We start from the raw sequence: 17,454 nt of genomic DNA, 5'->3' as shown, positions 1-17,454 counted from the left end.
TCCTTGACCCATTATCCAGTTGTCATTATTGGAGGCGGTCCTGCTGGCTTGACGGCGGGTTACGAACTGCTCAAGAAGGGAATTAAACCCATTGTCCTAGAAAAAGCCGATAAAGTCGGTGGAATTTCCCGCACAGAGACGTACAAAGACTATCGCTTTGACATTGGCGGTCATCGCTTTTTCACTAAAGTTGGTGAAGTCGATCGGTTTTGGCATGAAATTCTAGAAGACGAATTTATCCAAGTCCCGCGTCTTTCCCGCATTTACTATCAGGGCAAGTTTTACAACTATCCCCTTTCTCTATTCAACGCCCTATCCAATCTTGGCATCATTCAAAGTTTCCTAATTCTGGTGAGTTACTTAAGAGCAAAACTCAGAGCTAAACTAAACCCGGATTTTGAACCGGAAACGTTTGAAGAGTGGGTAATTGACTGCTTTGGGCGTCGCCTTTATCGAATCTTCTTCAAGACTTATACCGAGAAAGTGTGGGGAATTCCTTGTACTCAAATTCGCGCTGACTGGGCAGCACAGCGCATTCAAAATATGTCTCTCAAACGAGCGGTAATCAACGCCGTTTTCAAAAGTCAAAATGCCAAAAGCTTAATTAAAGAATTTAAGTATCCGATTTTGGGACCGGGAATGATGTGGGAACGTTGCCAGGAAAAGCTAGAGAGTCAAGGTGCTCCGGTGTATCTGCATACAACCGTGACTCGCATCGAACGGGAAGGCACTCGGATTAAGAGGATCACGGCAAAACAAGGGGATGAAACACTCCAATTTACAGGCGACCATTTCATTTCTAGTATGCCTGTAACTGCCCTTCTGTATCGACTCGACCCCCCGCCCCCTGACTATGTATTAGAAGCGGCAAAGGGTCTCAAGTATCGGGATTTTCTGATTGTCTCCCTGATTGTAAATCAGCCCGACCTATTTCCCGACAACTGGATTTATATTCATAGCCCAGAATTCCAAGTTGGACGCATTCAAAACTTCAAGAATTGGAGTCCGGCGATGGTGCCTGATCCGAGTAAAACCTGCTTGGGGATGGAATATTTTTGTAGCGAAGGTGATCCACTTTGGGAATTGTCGGATGTTGAGCTGATTGAGTTAGCCAGTCGTGAGGCGATTGATCTAAATATAGGTGTTAATCAGGGTGATGTTGAAGACGGCGTGGTTATCCGTCAACATAAAGCCTATCCCGTTTATGACGGCGAATACCGTAAACATCTTCAAGTCATTCAAGAGTATATCCAGACCTTTGAAAATCTGCAAACCGTGGGTCGCAATGGTATGCACCGATACAACAATCAAGACCACTCCATGCTAACAGCAATGCTAGCCGTGAAAAACATCCTCGGCGAAAATCACGATTTGTGGAATGTCAATGTTGAGCGGTCTTACCACGAGGAGTTTACTACAGAGGAGTCGCCCAAAAAGCCCCAGCAACAGCTTGTGGCAAAGTAAACAAACTTTCGAGTTTTGAGTCTGTAGGGGCGCGTTTCACCACTATCTTTTCGGTTGCACCCAGATGGGACTAAACCCGCCCCGATGCAGATTTCTAGACTATAAACCGCCTGTCCCTATAGAGTTGATTGAATAAAAAATCACCGCTTTCTCGCCAAGGAAATGGAATCTAATTCTCATCCATTTGTGTCCGTCATCATTCCCGTCTATAATGACGCAGAGCGTCTAAAACTCTGTTTAGACGCTCTGGAAAATCAGACCTATACCAAAACAGGATATGAAGTGATTGTTGTCGATAATGCATCCGATGAAGCCACAGATATTAAAGGGGTAGTCGCTCAATTTGGGCAAGCGATCGCGGCTTATGAAAGTACGCCGGGTTCTTATGCGGCTCGGAACAAAGGGATATCCTTGGCGAAAGGTGAGGTGATTGCTTTTACCGATGCTGACTGTATTCCAGCATCGGATTGGATTGAAAAAGGTGTAAGTAACTTTCTACAAGATCCAAACAGGGGTTTAGTTGCTGGCAAAATTGAAATTTTCTTCAAAGATTCCAACCAAATAACCGCAATTGAACTTTATGAGAGCATTACAGCATTTCCCCAAAAGGAACTCCTAGAAAAGTATCAGTACGGTGCAGCAGCAAATATTTTTACATCTAGATATGTGCTTGAACGAGTAGGACTTTTTGACGAACGATTCAAATCAAATGGCGATGTGGAGTGGGGTAGGCGCGTTTTCTCTCAGGGGTATAAGCCGATTTATGCAGATGACACTTGTGTAGCTCATCCAGCCAGACATTCTCTTCGGCAACTGTATAAAAGAACAATTAGATTGGCTGGTGGACTCTACGCTCTACAGAAAAAGAGTCAGGAGAAGGGATTAAAATGGAAAGTAAAATTCATAATATTTTTAATCAAAAATTTAATTCCACCCATTCAATTTTGTGGCAATACATTTTTAGACAAAAGATTAAAAAGATTTGATTGTAAACTTAAAGTTTGCCTGGTGATGTTCATCGTCAGGTATCTTAGTGGTTTTGAAATTTTAAGATTGAGTATGGGAGGTGTGGCGGCAAGAGAATAGGATGTAATAAAAATGAGGTATTATGTATACCAAGCAAGATGAGTCAGTCAAAAGTCAAAAAATATTTTATGAAAATTGCGTTCATTGTTGATAAATTCCCCAGTCTTTCACAAACATTTATTTTAAATCAAGTTACGGGTTTACTTGATCGCGGACATGAGGTTGATATTTATGCCAGTGAACGAGGAAGTACATCTAAAGTTCATCCGGCTGTGGAAAACTACCATCTCTGTGATCGCACCTACTATTTGCCCCAAATTCCTGAAAATTTGTTAGGGCGCGTTTTCAAAGGAATTGGATTGCTGCTCGCCAATGGCTATAAAGACCCGGGGTGTTTGTTAAAGGCGTTCAATGTGTTCAAGTATGGTAAGCAAGCTATGTCATTATGGTTACTCTACACAGTGATACCGTCATTCAAAAAATCTTATGACATCATTCATTGTCAGTTTGGAACCCAAAGTTACCGGGGTATGTCGTTTCGTAATATCAATACTCCAGACGCTAAACTAATAACTACATTTCGCGGAGACGATATTAGCCGATTTGTTCGAGAAAAAGGAACAGAAATTTATAATGAATTATTTAAGACAGGAGACTTTTTTATGGTAAATTGTGATTTTTTTAGACAACGAGCGATCGCGCTGGGCTGTGATGGGAATAAGATAGTCGTGCATCGGTCTGGACTCGACTGTAGTCGGTTTCCGTTCCGTCCACGCCATTTGCCTGCTGATGGTCAAATTCGGATTACCACCATAGGTCGCTTGGTGGAAAAGAAAGGGATAGAATATAGCATTCGCGCCGTAGCCAAACAGGTAAGAGTAACGCCAAATCTAGAATACAATATTCTGGGGGACGGATGTTTGCGGGAAAGCTTACAAGAATTAATTGATCATCTAAACGTCGGTAATGTTATCCACTTACTGGGATGGAAAACTGAACAAGAGATTATTGAAATTATCAATAACTCTCAGATTTTTATTGCTCCTAGCGTAACGGCTAAAGATGGCAACCAAGACGCACCGATTAATGTTTTAAAAGAAGCTATGGCGATGGGGTTACCTGTTATTAGTACCTATCACGGGGGTATCCCGGAATTGGTCGAAGATGGAGTTTCAGGTTTCTTGGTTCCCGAACGCGATGCTGATGCGTTAGCAGAAAAGTTAGGCTATCTCATTGACCATCCAGAAATTTGGTCGGAGATGGGAAAAGCCGGACAAGCTTGTGTAAAAGCCCACTATGATTTAGACAAGCTCAATGATAGGCTGGTTGAAATCTATCAGCAACTATTAGCAACAAGTAAAGGAAACGGACAGCCAAGGGAGCAAGCTCAACTCGTAAGTCCAACACTATAAGCATATCGTAAATTGCCGGAGGAATTAGACATGGAATTGTCACCTACAGTAGCCGAGACAAAAGTCACCATTATTGTTGTTCCGCGCGAACGTTTTAGCTGTACTCGCCAGTCATTAGAAAGCATCTATGAATACACCCAGATTCCTTTTAACTTAGTCTACGTGGATGGAAATTCTCCAGCGAAGGTGCGGCATTATCTAGAGAAACAGGCGCAGGAGAAAGGCTTTGAAATAATTCGGACAGACTACTACCTTTCGCCAAATCAAGCCAGAAACCTGGGTCTGAGTTACGCAAAAACCAAGTATCTGGTCTTTTTTGATAACGATGTCATCGTCTCTCCCGGTTGGCTACATCAGTTAGTCCAATGTGCTGAACAAACCAACGCTACAGTCGTTGGACCTTTAATGTGTCAAGAGCAACCCTTGCACGAAATCGTTCACTGTGCTGGCGGGGAATCCCACGTTTGGGTTGATAAAACGGGTAAGCGGCGTTTTCGGGAGAAGATGTATTTGCAAGGGAAACGGGTAGAAGATGTGCGCGATCGCTTGCAACGGACACAAACGGAACTGGCAGAGTTTCACTGTGTACTGGTTCGCCGGGACATTTTTGAGAAAATTGGTTGGCTTGATCAGGCGATGCTTAATACCAAGGAACACTTAGATTTCTGTATGAGTGTTGTTCAAGCTGGGGGTACTGTGTACTTCGAGCCTGACTGTATTGTCACCTACGTACCGGGTCCTCCTTTGGATTTAACAGACTTACACTACTATATGTTGCGTTGGAGTGATGACTGGACATTAAATAGCCTCAATCGCTTACGACAGAAGTGGAACCTATCCGAGGATAGCTACTTTACCTGTAAATACAAAAAACTGGGATGGCGGCGCTACGGAACAATTATCGATCCCTTGGCTCGCCGTCTAACCCTCGGTTTGGGGAGTAATCTGGTGGCAAGAGCGATCGCCTATTTCGAGCATTTCTTTAACCGCTATCTCACAGACCACCATGCTAACCAACAACTTCAACTGGAGAAAACTCAACCCCCAATTCATCCATCTCAACCCACTGTCAGTACGCAAAGTTAATCTTTCCTAATTATGTGGAAAAAACATAAGCATCACCAAACGACGTGCAATTTATTGAGGGGCAGCTACTCTAGCAACAGCAGGTGTAGTGGGATGGCTTCGTCATCGCACTACCCTCAAATTTCGTGCTGATATTGGGGGCATAATTTAAAGATTTTATTATGAATGTTATTGAAAAAAGAAAGCTATTACTTGTAAAAATATTACTCTTATTGATTTTACTAAGTATGGCGATAGTGGGTAAGCGTATTAGATTATGGCCAATAGTAACTTGGTCAGTATATAGCACATATTCCGAAGAATTTCCCGCATCTAATGTATCTACTATTGAATTGCGAGTTATTAGTTCAACAGGCAAAACTTATACCTTTTCTCCTCCTCAGTTATCATCTATGGAAAGAGATAATGTGGCTAAAAAAATTATCGAAAAAGCTTTTGATGATACAGATTTAGACCAAGAACAATCTCGTACTGCTTTAGTAAGTATGGTACAAAATAAGTTATTCAATATAGATATTAAAAGAATTGAAAAATGGCAAATAGTATGGGATAATGTTGAGCCTTTAAAAGTTCCTCCATTAAATCGGAATTACCCAACACAGGAATTGATTTTAGGAAGTTTTGACACTCTACCTAGATAAAAAAATAACTTGTTATTAATCATAAGTTAAACTATTAGATTGCCAATGTTAAAGATTGCTCAAAAAATTAATACAAGACTGGATCGGTGGTTTACTAAATCTGAGCCTAATGCCGCAGGAAGACTAGGTTTATTCAGAGTCATTTATTCTTTGTTTTATTTATGGTATTTAAGTGAACACCATTTTTTTTTATTAGGTAAAATACCAGATAGTTACTACATTCATAAAATACTATTGATAGAATTATTGCCACAGCCTTTACCTCCGTTTTTTTTGACATTTATAGAATCTGCTTTAGTTACTGGAATAATATTATTAATGTTTGGTGTAAAGGCGAGATTTGCCACAGTAATAGTATTAATTTTAGGGTGTTTTCGTGAAGCCATTTACTCCAGTATAGATTATGAAAAAGGAATTGTATTTTTAGTATTCTACATACCTTTATTTATGTTAATCAACGGTCGATGGGGTGAAACTTATTCCTTAGATTCAGTATTAAAAAACAGAAAAAATAATCTAGATCTGGTTAAAAATTCAGATTCATCATGGGATTATTTCCTAGTTCCTAGATGTATTTTGATAATTTTGTCTGCTTTATTTTTATCATCTGCTATTTTCAAAATATTGGGTACATGGCTGTCTTATTCAGAGCTAATTGCTAATTTTATGTTACATCAAAGTATTAAAGCAACTATCTATTCTCTACCGTCAAATTCTTTAGTACCATTTTTGTCACAACAACCTCTAATTTATAATTCTATACGTTTATTTATATTAGTATTTGAATTTTGCTTTTTTGTGAGCTTATTTAACAGAAATACGAGGAATTTGTTTGTGGCAATGGCTTTAATTTTTCATGCGACAAATGCATTATGGTTTGTTGTAACTTTTACTCCTGTATTGATTGTTTATTTACTTTATGTTGATTTACAATCAATCAAAGAAAAGGTTTTGCCTAGAGAAAATAACTGGTTTAACAATATAGAATCTAATTATTTAATTATTGCTGCAATTGCGGTGGCAGTAACTATAGGGATTTTTTGGAATGCTCATTTAGGAATCCGTTCCATAATCAACCTAGGAGGGTTTCTAAACTGGCGTACTATTTGGTATCCGGTTTTTCCTTTATCTATAATTTGGTTTGTGATGAGTTTGATTAACCTCTTTAAAGTGAATCGCTTTTAGGGTCTTTAATATAGCAGTAAATCAGGGAAACTTTTTCATTATATTTCATCATGTAAATTTATCTAGTAAATTGTTGTAGTTTTCCCATTCTGTGGTAAGGCAACTATTGCGATAATTTTAACTTCAGATATGAGTATCAAACAAAAAGCGATCAAAAGTGTAGTCTGGTCAGCAATTCAAAATTGGGGAACTCAAGCTATTTCCCTTGTTGTTTTTTTTGTTTTAGCGCGTGTCCTGCAACCCGAAGATTTTGGTTTGGTTGCACTGGCGAATGTATTTTTAGCATTCATGCAGATATTTTTAGAACAAGGGTTTGCTCAAGCATTAGTTCAACGGGAACCACTTGAACCAGAACATCTAGATACTGCTTTTTGGACAAATTTAGGAATAGGGGTAATTTTAACTGTTCTTGGTGTGATTAGTGCCAGTTTTGTTGCCGATAGATTTTCTGAACCTGAACTCACCCCTATCCTAAAATGCTTCTCACTCTTGTTCATCATTTCTGCTTTGTCTAAAGTGCAGCAAGCTATTTTAGAACGTAATTTTGCTTTCAAAGCGATTGCTGCCCGTTGGTTACTAGGGACAATCATAGGTGGCTGTGTTGGGGTAACTATGGCGGTGAATGGCTTTGGAGTTTGGAGTCTTGTCGCACAGCAAATTTTCCATGAATTCGTTGGTACTGTAGTTTTGTGGCTATCAAGTGACTGGCGACCTAAGTTTCGGTTTTCCAATTCTCATTTTCAGCAGTTATTTGGGTTTGGTATCAATATATTAGGCTTTAATTTTTTGAATTTTTTTAATAATAGAATTAACGATTTTTTGATTGGTTATTTTATCTCTCCTGTAGCATTAGGTTATTATACTATTGCTTACCGAGTGTTGCGGGTAATGACTCAATTATTAGTAAAAACCACTAAGGACGTTAGTTTCCCAACTTTCTCACGGTTACAGTCGGATATCGAGCGGTTTCAGAAGGCATTTTATCAAGCAACTCAATTAACTAGCTTAGTCGCTTTTCCCTGTTTTTTGGGAATGGCAACTCTCGCACCAGAATTAGTGCAACTGTTATTTGGGGAACAATGGCTGCCTGCTATTCCCTTAATGCAAATATTGGCGTTTATGGGAATTTTACGTTCCGTTTCTTTCTTTAAAAGCTCGGTTTTTTTAGCAATGGGAAAACCTTCCTGGTGGTTTTGGTTAAGTATTCTTAATGCAGTGTCAAATTTTGTGGCATTTGCCATCGCTATCCCCTGGGGCATGATGGCAGTTGTTTCGGCTTATGTAATTCGCGGTTATCTAGTGTTTCCTGTGGGACAGTGGGCAGTAAGTCTTTTAATTAAAACTCCATTACTGACTTATCTTGGTCAGTTTGTAGCCCCATTAGTCAGTTCATTAATCATGGCGATCGCTATTCTGGGCACTAAACAATTACTCATTCCACAACTAACGCCCTTTTTAATTATAGTAGTTTGTTCAATACTTGGTATCATAGTTTATGGAACAGGTATCCGTTTGTTTGCCCCTCAACTGTTTAATCAGTTACTAGAACTTACTCATCTAGCCCTATCAAAACCCCCTCAAACAAAAAACTAAGCTAGCTTGAGAAACTCTAGCCAAGGCATTTAATTATCATTAGGTGGTACAATACACAAATAGTGGTATGGATAAAAAAATGAATAAAGATATAACAAAATCAAATAGTCATCCTGGGAGGCTCAACTACTTTTCCGTATTTGCAATTCTCTATATGACTAGCTTTATGTGTGAGATGACAGAAAACTGGAAACATCCAGGATTTACTTGGTTTTTTGTATTTCTAATTACTGCTCTCGTCTTCACTCAAATAACCAGGTTAAAGTTTCTGTTGTTTCTGCTCTCTACCACTGCTTATGTATTAATTTTTCGATTCCCTGAAGTAGCAAACCACGTCAATTTTATTCTGTTTTTAAATCTTTCCCTAATAGTTTGTATTTTTTATTCTTGGCAGCAACCAAACTCGACGGATGAAGATTATCTGCAAATAATGCTGCCTTTTTTAAGGTTTTCCTTAGTCTTGGTCTATTTCCTAGCAGGTTTCCACAAGTTTAACCAAGACTTCTTCAATCCGAATGTTTCTTGCGCGGGTGGTCTACTGGTGACTGGGTTTATACCGATGTTGACTTCAAAGGTTTTGGGTATTCCCTCAATACTTTTCCTGGCAGGGAGCCTTGCTATTTTAATTGGCAAACTATGGGGCAACTCTTTACGGTCTTTACCTCGACAAGTGCAGTTTTTCCTGTTAACGCTTCTGACATTAATAGCGGTTATTTTGGGTAGCGTTTTCCTGAAGATGCAGGGACAATTTCCAGTCGGTTTCAAAGCAGCGATCGTAATATCGTTAGCAATTGTGGTAATTCTTTGGGAATTAGTGGGAGGTCTACTGCTGATAGTTCCTAGATTTCAAGGACTGATTCTATTGTTTTCCTGGGTGATGCATGCTTCTCTTGCTCTAATTGGTTTTGTCGATTTCGGAACTCTAGCGTTTGCTCTCCTGTTTGTTTTCATTCCACCAAATTATCTGAACCTGCTATTCGATAATCCTCATGTAAAACTGGGTAAATACAATATTCATAGAGTATATGGTTACTTTTTAATATTACTCCTAGGTAGCTTTCTGTCTCTGATTCATTATCGGCTCAACATTGACTTGGGAGATATGAATCTTCTCAATGGATTGCTACTTGACTTTGCTGAAGTTATATTTATTTTGCCAATTTTACAAAACCTTTGTTCTGCAAATCGACTGCCTTGGACAGGAGTACCTTTATGGACAAAAGACACACCAAAGTTTACTAGCATTTTAATACTATTAGTGTTCTTGTATGCCATGACACCTTATTTGGGCTTGCGCACGGCTGGGAATTTTTCAATGTTCAGTAACCTGCGTACAGAAGGAGAAACTTCCAATCACCTGCTATTAGCTAGCAACCCACTCAAGATATGGGGCTATCAAGAAGATGTGGTGGAGGTTCTAGAAATTGATGATGAGGCAGCAAAAGTAGGTCATAAATATAGACCGCTCAAGGGTTATAAACTACCTGTAATTGAATTTAAAAAACTCATCTACAAGTGGACAAAAGCTAACTATACGGTTCCGATGACGTTTATATATGATGATGTCACTTATTCAAGTCAAGATATTGTTAACGACCCTACTTGGCGTACCCCCAAACGAAATTGGGAAATGTATCTCATGGATTTTCGGATTATTCAGCCTGAAGGACCGAATCAATGTCGATGGTAGCTAAAAATTTAACAGATTCCCTCTTGTCTATTCTTAATAAAATAATGCGTAGTCATCACCGTCAATTTGTTATTGGTTCAGATCCATTTTATGCCGATAATACCTGGTGTTGTCATCAGTTATCATCATCCCTCTGGGTTTCTCACTGTCCAGATTTGCGAGTCGGTTGGACTGAGGATTTGGATGGAGTCAAATGGGGAGTTTTAGGATTAGCAATAGAATCAATTCAAGAAAAATTAGACCCTCTTAAAGAAGTTGCTAAAACTAATACTACCAAAGTTCCCAATATCTATTCTAGTTGGTCAGGTCGTTGGGTTTTAGTTGGAAATAATCAAATTCATCCAGATGCTAGTAGCTTACTCGGCTGTTTTCATGGCATTATTAACAGCAAAATTTGGGTTTCAAGTAGCCCAGTATTACTAGCTCAAATTTTATTTCCAGATCGAAAACCCTTAGTTGATTCTAGAGTTTTGGAATATGAGGTGGGTATTTCTTGGTTTACACCACCGCGCTCCCGTTTTTCCGGCATTCAACGTCTTTTACCCAGTCAAATTATCGATTTTAAGGAACAAAAAATTAAACCTCGACCTTTAATGCCACCTATAGATACCTCCCGTAACTATACAGAAATTATAGATTTAGTTAAATCTACCTTAATAACAATTATCAAAAGATTACCAGAAGTTAGTCAAGAAATTTGGTTAGGATTAACTGCAGGTTATGATTCCCGTTTAATGTTAGTTCTTAGTCGTGTTGCTGAGGTTGAGATTAAACCTTTTACCCGTATGGCGGCCAGAACATCCGTTGCCGACCTAATTTTACCCCCAGAATTAGCTTGTAAGTGTGGTTATCATCATGTTTTTCTGCAAGTGGGTAAACGAGATACTCAACGTCAAAAATTAGTGGTAGAACATAGTGGGGGTCATATTTCTGAAGGAGATGCAGAACCTTTTATTAAAGGAGTACGTCAAGGGATGACAGGAATTTCCTTTGGGGGACATGGATTTGCGATCGCCAGTGGGTTTGCCAGATTACCAACCCTACCAGCAACGTTTGACAACCCAGAAATAGGGGCAAAGCAAATTGCTCAACTTTTCCAAGAATCTGCTAATTCTACAGCAACAGCAGGTTTGCAAGAATGGTTAACTTGGGTAGAAAAATATCCCCAAGATAATTTAGACTGGCGCGATCGCTTTTATCTTGAACAAAGACAAGCAGGTTGGTTATCTTCTAAAGAACAAATTTATGATTTAGGACAATTAGAAAGATTTCCTATCCTCAATTGCGCTTACATTTATTCTCTTTTACTGAGTATAAATAAAGAACAGCGCATTGGTTCTTTAGTCCAAGAGGATTTAATTGGTCAAGTTATGCCTGAGTTGTTAGAATATCCATTTAATCCTGATGATTTTTATTTTGGAATAGGGAGAATAATTAGAAGTAAATCTTGGAATATACCTGAATATGTTTATGGAAAGTTAGCTAATAAATTGCGGTGGTTATCCCGTTCTCTAATGTTGCCTAGTTAAAAGTTACCGAACTCAAAAAAATAATAAACAAATGATTGACAAAATTTGGGCAAAGTACCATAAAATGATTCTAGGAATAGCGATCGCACTGATGAGTGCTGCTGCCCTTCCCCGGCTTGTATACGAGTTTACACGGCTACTCTGGCTGTCTGATCCAAGTGGAGCGATTGACTTAAAGCAGCGTTACCAAGAGGTACATTTTTGGTTTTCTGGAGAACCTGTCTATAGCCAACTCAACAGCGCTGTTTATCCCCCTGCAAGCTATGCCATGCTTTTGCCCTTCCTTGGCTATTCGTCACTGACTGTCGCCAAATGGATCTGGGCACTCACATCCATCGTTGCACTCATTTGGCTCGCCAACCTGCTGATTAACCAGACTCAGACAAAAAACGTTATAGAGCGCATTCTGGTGGTTATGACTCCCTTAGCCATGTACGCGACAGGTATTACTATTGGTAACGGTCAACTCACCATCCATATCCTGGTGAGTTTAGTGGCTGGCTTGACTCTAATGTGCCAAAGAAAAACTGGCTGGGGTAAAGATTTATTGGCAAGCTTACTCATCGTCGTGGCACTGGTCAAACCAACTCTAGCCGTTCCCTTTTTCTGGATTGTACTCTTCGTACCTGGTAGAGTGCGACCGACTTTAATGGTCGGGTTAGGATATGTTGCACTGGCTTGGCTAGCAGCAGCGTTTCAAGAGTCCGATATCTTTTCTCTTCACCATGACTGGCTTGCCTATGGCATAAAAGCTGCGGCTTGGAGTTCAGCAGGGGGTGGTGCAGAGGGTGGTGATGGCGGTTTAGGTGGCGATATCGGGTACGGCGATTTGCATAGCTTAATGGGAACACTGGGGCTAAGTGAATGGAATTTCCCAGTGTCTATACTGGTTTTGTTAGCCCTAGGCTGCTGGGTGTATTGGCATCGTTATGTAGATTTGTGGCTTTTGGTTGGTGTCGTGGCAATTGTGGCACGGGTTTGGACTTACCATCGCGTATACGACGATATGCTAATTTTGCTGCCCATGGTGACACTATTTCGCATTGCCAAGCAAGATGCCAAAAGCGATACGGATCGGGTAGTTAGCGGTATGTTATTCGCGATCGCTCTTATCGCTTCCCTTGTCCCAGCCAGTTTACGTCTTCTCCCCTCACCCTGGGATCTATTTTTCAAAGCTGGACAAACTACTATCTGGATGGTCATGCTGATTTTCCTTCTTGTTCAAGCGCAATGTAAAAAACAGATGCAAGTAAGCTGATAACTTTGACTTGAGACGATCGCACTTTTGCCTAACCTGATAATCACAAAATACAACTTCGATTAACAATTAAACATGAATACACTCCTAGAACAAATTTATAAAACCTCTAAGGTTGAGGATGCAGAGGGAAAGAAGATCAATCCTTTTCCCACGGCTACACCCCAAGACGTTGCCATTATTCTCCAAGAGCAGGTCAAGAAATATAATGCCCAAAACACTCTAGAAATTGGCATGGCTTATGGATTGTCAACTCTGGCAATTTGTCAAGCCCATCACGAAAAAGGCACAGGAAGCCATACCGCTATTGACCCCTCTCAAAGCAAAAGTTGGAAATCTATTGGTCTGTTAAATATTAAAAGAGCCGGTTTAGAAGATAGATTTCGATTTATTGAATCCCCTTCTTATACGGCTTTACCCCAACTGTTAGTCGCCGAAGAAAAATTTGACTTTGCATTTATTGACGGTAATCATTTATTCGATTATGCTTTATTGGATTTCTTTTATATTGACAAACTTCTTCAGGTGGGAGGTTACATTATGTTTGATGACCTGTGGATGCCTAGTGTAAGAAAAGCGGTATCGTTTGTTTTGAGGAATAGAGCGTATAAATTAGTGAAAATTAAAACGGACGCTAGTTTTTCTCTACGGTTTTATCGGATTATTAGACGTATAAGTCAGACTCCTATTAACGTTGAAACCAGACTGAAATTTATTCCGAATAACGTATGTTTGGTACAGAAGATAGCTAATGATAAACGTCGTTGGGATTTTCACCATTCCTTCTAGTACAAACAATTGGGTCTATTAAACTTACGATGAAACAAGAACAGATTTTCTTCTCGATTATTATTCCCACCTACAATCGCCCAGAACGCTTAACAACTTGTCTGGACGCGATCGCATATCTAGACTATACCCGCGATCGCTTTGAGGTGATCGTGGTTGACGATGGTAGCCATACGCCCATCGAACCTGTGGTTACTCCCTTTCGCCAACAGCTAGATATCACCTTGATTACCCAATCCAACGCGGGTCCAGCGACGGCGAGGAACACAGGTGCAGCCAAGGCTAAAGGGAAGTTCCTCGTCTTTACTGACGATGACTGTACACCTGATCCAGATTGGCTAAAAGCCCTCGCTCATCACTTTACCACCGCACCCGATCGCTTGATTGGAGGTCGAGCCATTAATGCGCTTCCAGATAACCTATTTTCAACCGCTAGCCAGTTACTGATTGATTACCTCTACGACTACTACAATACCGATCCCAATCAAGCCACCTTCTTCGCCTCCAACAACTTCGCCCTTGCTAAAGAAACGTTTCATCAGTTAGGCGGCTTCGACATCACCTTTCCCCTAGCAGCGGGAGAGGATCGGGAATGGTGCGATCGCTGGTTAAACCATGGCTACCGGATGATTTATGCGCCAAAAGCTCAAGTTTACCATGCTCATCATTTAACACTTAAACGCTTCTGGCGACAGCATTTTAATTATGGGCGGGGTGCATTTCACTTTCACCAACTTCGTGCTAAACGTAACCTAGACAAGATGAAAGTAGAACCTTTATCCTTTTATTCCAACCTACTGATTTATCCATTTTTCCAGCACTCTAAACAACCCAGTGTATTACTTTCTATATTGCTTTTCTTGTCACAGATAGCCAATGTCGTGGGTTTTTTCTGGGAACGATCAGCTCAAACCTCAACAGTTAAACATCAACCCTCACAAACAGCCTGTGATTAACGCTATAAGGTAATCAGCGATCACGCTAGTCATGACTAGAGGTGCTGAATGCTCTATTTTCTTATCACTTGGCTTTTTCTGATCAGTGTTTGTCTCTCCATTGGCACAGCCATTGTGAATCGGTTGTAGAATTTGAAGAATATTTAAAAGCTGGGAACTCGATGAGGACAATACACAGAAATGCAGATTGCTTGGACAAGACGGAGCGTCAGCAAGAATGGCAACAACGATTAGAGATCACTCGCGAAGAAGTTGAAACAGTATTGATGAATCCTCAACAAGTTATAGTAGAAGATGATGTCTTCGTTGCACAATCTAGGCGTGGAGGTGGTTTACTGAGAGTTATCTTTGTTGAAATTGGTAACACCAAACGCATTTTGACCTTGTACTGGACAAATCAAGTCAATCGATACTGGCAGGGGTAAACTGATGAATGTTAAATATGATTCAGATGCAGATATTCTCATCTTTGTTTTGCGTGATGCTTTTCCAGCCAATGCTATTTCTGAACCAGGCGGCGTGATTGTTAGTTATGACGAAACTGGTGAACCTATTAGTATCGAGTTTCTCAATGCCTCTCAACGCCAATTGTTTAATCCTCAGGAAACGAACCTAATCATTTCTACTTGAATGCTGGAAAGTGAACAAATAGAGTTTGGGGAGATAGGGAAGAGGTAATTAGTGCTTATCCGAAAGGAGTTCCCAACAAATAAGTATGTCCTGTAGGGGCGAGTCGCTGGATTATCTTGCATGGGGAAGCCTATTAATTTGATCGACTCGCCCTCATCTGTCATCTGGAAGCATATAACAATGTGGCACCAGCAATAAAATTGCTACAGTTTACGCAGTCTAATAACGTACCTTTTGGGCTTAAAGTAGATAAAAATGAAAAATAGCGACGATCGCGCTAGTCATGACTAGAGGTGCTGAATGCTTTATTTTATGATTACCTGGCTTTTTCTGATTGGTGTTTGTTTCTCAATTGGCACAGCTATTGTGCATTGGTTGAAAGCCGATCGCATTGATCGTAGAGGCGATCGCTTCATCGCCGCCGTCTGGCTGGGAATCGTTGTCCTGTGCGTCTCTATGCTGGCAACCTCACTGATTTTACCGTTATCCAGCGCCGTTGGTTTCGCCCTTGTCCTCGGTTTAGTCGCCCTATCTCTCCTGTCTCAGTCAACCCGGCGTGAACTAGCGGCGGTGCGATCGCACCTTTCTCCCAGCCTTATCGTTGGATTTATTACCTTAGAACTAATTATTGCTGCTTTTACCAGTCAAAAAATAGTCTGGTTTGACACCGGACTTTATCACTTTGGTTCTATGCGATGGATGTCTCAATTTGGCGCGGTTAATGGATTAGCACTCATTCATGGCAAATTTGGCTTTACCTCTTCTTGGTTTGCTCTCGCTGCACCACTTACATCTCCAATTTTTGGCAGTCGAGTCAGTGCGATTACCAATGGTTTTGTCTTCCTTATCGCTATTTTACAGTCTCTAATTACGCTGAATCAAATAGTCAGCCGCAAAGGACGCTTATCAGACTGGTTTTTATTCATATTTTCCGCGATCGCCATTCTCGTTTATACAGGAACCGCGTTTACAGGTTCACCAATACTCATCTCATTTTCTCCTGATGTAACTGTAGCGTTTCTGATTGGCGTGACAGCCTGGACAATTCTGGTGATTTCACACAGCGCTCAATCTTCTTTACAGGATACTGATGCCAAAACGCCTCTTTTCGATGCCAAAACTATTCCCCTAATCCTATCAGTCGGAGCCATAACTGTTAAGCTTTCGGCGCTACCGCTGCTCCCCATAGGATTTCTTTTTTATCTAATGGGTAATCAGTTTAAACTACAAATTAAGCGGCTATTGACAGGCGGTGCTATTACTCTATTAATCCTATCACCCATGGTTTTATATAGCCTGACCACATCCGGATGTCCCCTGTATCCTTCAACTTTTATGTGCCTCGACCTGCCTTGGTCAGTTCCCATCGAAAAAGCCATAAATGAAACTAAGCCTATCAAGTTTTGGTGGGTATTTTCGGATTCAGATGAGTCGGGAGTGACGGCTATCGCGTTAGGCGTTTGGCGATGGTTAAAAGGTTCGATTAAATCTCAAATAATGGCATTTATTACAATTTTTGTTATTATTTTTTCTATCCCTATATTCCGACAATTTAAAAAACACCTCAAATTAGGAACTGCCTGGATATTATTATTAGGATTACTCGGTATTACCTTTATTATGCTGCAAAGTCCTTTACTCCGGTTTGGCTTGGGCTATTTTCTGCTTATCCCGGCTTTATTTAGCGCTATATATGGTCAAACTCTGTTGGAGAAAATTCCCTCTAAATTGACCCAGCCACTGTTTCGATTCACTCATACCCTAAAACAACCTCAAACAATCCTGTTGACTTCCCTATTTTTCCTTGGCTTAACTACCGTTGGTCTGATTCAGGGCAATGCTCAATCACGATTGATTTTACCTCCTCCCTTACCCAGTGTTAATCTAGTATCTGATCAAGTAAATGATGTGGATTATGTCTATCCAGCCAACTGGACAGTCCGATGCTGGGCATCTCCCTTACCCTGTTCAGCCGTACCGATTAAAAATATCAGGCTTCGCGACCCATCACAAGGAATTGTTGCTGGGTTTGTGTCTGTGAAATAAGTGCCTGGACATCAATTTTGTCGGACTGAGTTAAAGATTGTCAAAACCATGCTCTCTTTCCAACGTGAAGGGTCAAAACTCTCGCACTCAGTCGGGGCGGGTTTAGTTACATCTAGGTGCTAAGGAAAGGATAGTGGTGAAACCCGCCC

Annotated in this window: 15 protein-coding genes; all 15 read left to right on the top strand. The window is 40.4% G+C overall.

Going from position 1 to position 17,454, the window contains the following annotated elements:
* The first annotated feature begins 3 nt into the window (after positions 1-3).
* The 15 genes from RH949_RS17025 to RH949_RS16955 all read left to right on the top strand — a co-directional run bounded on the left by RH949_RS17025 (position 4) and on the right by RH949_RS16955 (position 17,305).
* Positions 4-1,464, top strand: a complete 1,461-nt coding sequence (locus tag RH949_RS17025) for an NAD(P)/FAD-dependent oxidoreductase (protein ID WP_446354762.1) — start codon at positions 4-6, stop codon at positions 1,462-1,464.
* 162 nt (positions 1,465-1,626) lie between these two features.
* Positions 1,627-2,550, top strand: coding sequence for a glycosyltransferase (locus RH949_RS17020; RefSeq protein WP_446354760.1), 924 nt, complete (start codon positions 1,627-1,629; stop codon positions 2,548-2,550).
* Positions 2,551-2,618: 68 nt separating this feature from the next.
* Positions 2,619-3,902, top strand: a complete 1,284-nt coding sequence (locus RH949_RS17015) for a glycosyltransferase (RefSeq protein ID WP_446354758.1) — start codon at positions 2,619-2,621, stop codon at positions 3,900-3,902.
* A gap of 30 nt (positions 3,903-3,932) precedes the next feature.
* Positions 3,933-4,988: a glycosyltransferase family 2 protein gene (locus tag RH949_RS17010; protein WP_446354756.1), complete on the top strand. Its 1,056-nt coding sequence runs from the start codon at positions 3,933-3,935 to the stop codon at positions 4,986-4,988.
* Positions 4,989-5,149: 161 nt separating this feature from the next.
* Positions 5,150-5,629 (top strand): hypothetical protein, encoded by a 480-nt coding sequence (locus tag RH949_RS17005; RefSeq protein ID WP_446354754.1) that lies wholly within the window; start codon positions 5,150-5,152, stop codon positions 5,627-5,629.
* Between the two features lie 45 nt (positions 5,630-5,674).
* The gene (locus tag RH949_RS17000; RefSeq protein ID WP_446354752.1) at positions 5,675-6,814 is read left to right on the top strand and encodes a hypothetical protein; all 1,140 of its coding nucleotides are present in this window, start codon (positions 5,675-5,677) and stop codon (positions 6,812-6,814) included.
* Positions 6,815-6,943: 129 nt separating this feature from the next.
* A complete protein-coding gene (locus RH949_RS16995; RefSeq protein ID WP_446354749.1) occupies positions 6,944-8,407 on the top strand; it encodes a lipopolysaccharide biosynthesis protein in 1,464 nt (487 codons plus the stop codon).
* A 67-nt stretch (positions 8,408-8,474) separates the two neighbouring features.
* Positions 8,475-10,097, top strand: coding sequence for a hypothetical protein (locus RH949_RS16990; RefSeq protein WP_446354747.1), 1,623 nt, complete (start codon positions 8,475-8,477; stop codon positions 10,095-10,097).
* Positions 10,091-11,626, top strand: a complete 1,536-nt coding sequence (locus tag RH949_RS16985) for a hypothetical protein (RefSeq protein ID WP_446354745.1) — start codon at positions 10,091-10,093, stop codon at positions 11,624-11,626. The genes RH949_RS16990 and RH949_RS16985 overlap by 7 nt, the downstream gene beginning before the upstream one ends.
* Positions 11,627-11,657: 31 nt before the next feature.
* A complete protein-coding gene (locus RH949_RS16980; protein ID WP_446354743.1) occupies positions 11,658-12,884 on the top strand; it encodes a hypothetical protein in 1,227 nt (408 codons plus the stop codon).
* A 75-nt stretch (positions 12,885-12,959) separates the two neighbouring features.
* A complete protein-coding gene (locus tag RH949_RS16975; protein WP_446354741.1) occupies positions 12,960-13,673 on the top strand; it encodes a class I SAM-dependent methyltransferase in 714 nt (237 codons plus the stop codon).
* Positions 13,674-13,702: 29 nt separating this feature from the next.
* Complete coding sequence (locus tag RH949_RS16970) at positions 13,703-14,629, top strand: glycosyltransferase family 2 protein (protein ID WP_446354739.1); 927 nt, start codon at positions 13,703-13,705, stop codon at positions 14,627-14,629.
* Positions 14,630-14,670: 41 nt separating this feature from the next.
* On the top strand, positions 14,671-15,054 hold the full coding sequence (locus RH949_RS16965) for a DUF4258 domain-containing protein (RefSeq protein WP_446354737.1): 384 nt from the start codon (positions 14,671-14,673) through the stop codon (positions 15,052-15,054).
* Positions 15,055-15,058: 4 nt separating this feature from the next.
* Positions 15,059-15,259 (top strand): DUF2283 domain-containing protein, encoded by a 201-nt coding sequence (locus tag RH949_RS16960; protein ID WP_006099321.1) that lies wholly within the window; start codon positions 15,059-15,061, stop codon positions 15,257-15,259.
* 312 nt (positions 15,260-15,571) lie between these two features.
* Positions 15,572-17,305 carry an LIC_10190 family membrane protein gene (locus RH949_RS16955; protein WP_446354735.1) on the top strand — a complete coding sequence of 578 codons (1,734 nt, stop codon included), beginning with the start codon at positions 15,572-15,574 and terminating at the stop codon, positions 17,303-17,305.
* Positions 17,306-17,454: the final 149 nt, after the last annotated feature.

Origin of the sequence: Coleofasciculus sp. A1-SPW-01 (assembly GCF_040217205.1) — a bacterium.
GTDB classification, from domain to species: domain Bacteria; phylum Cyanobacteriota; class Cyanobacteriia; order Cyanobacteriales; family Coleofasciculaceae; genus Coleofasciculus; species Coleofasciculus chthonoplastes_A.
This window is presented reverse-complemented; position numbering and strand designations above follow the sequence as displayed.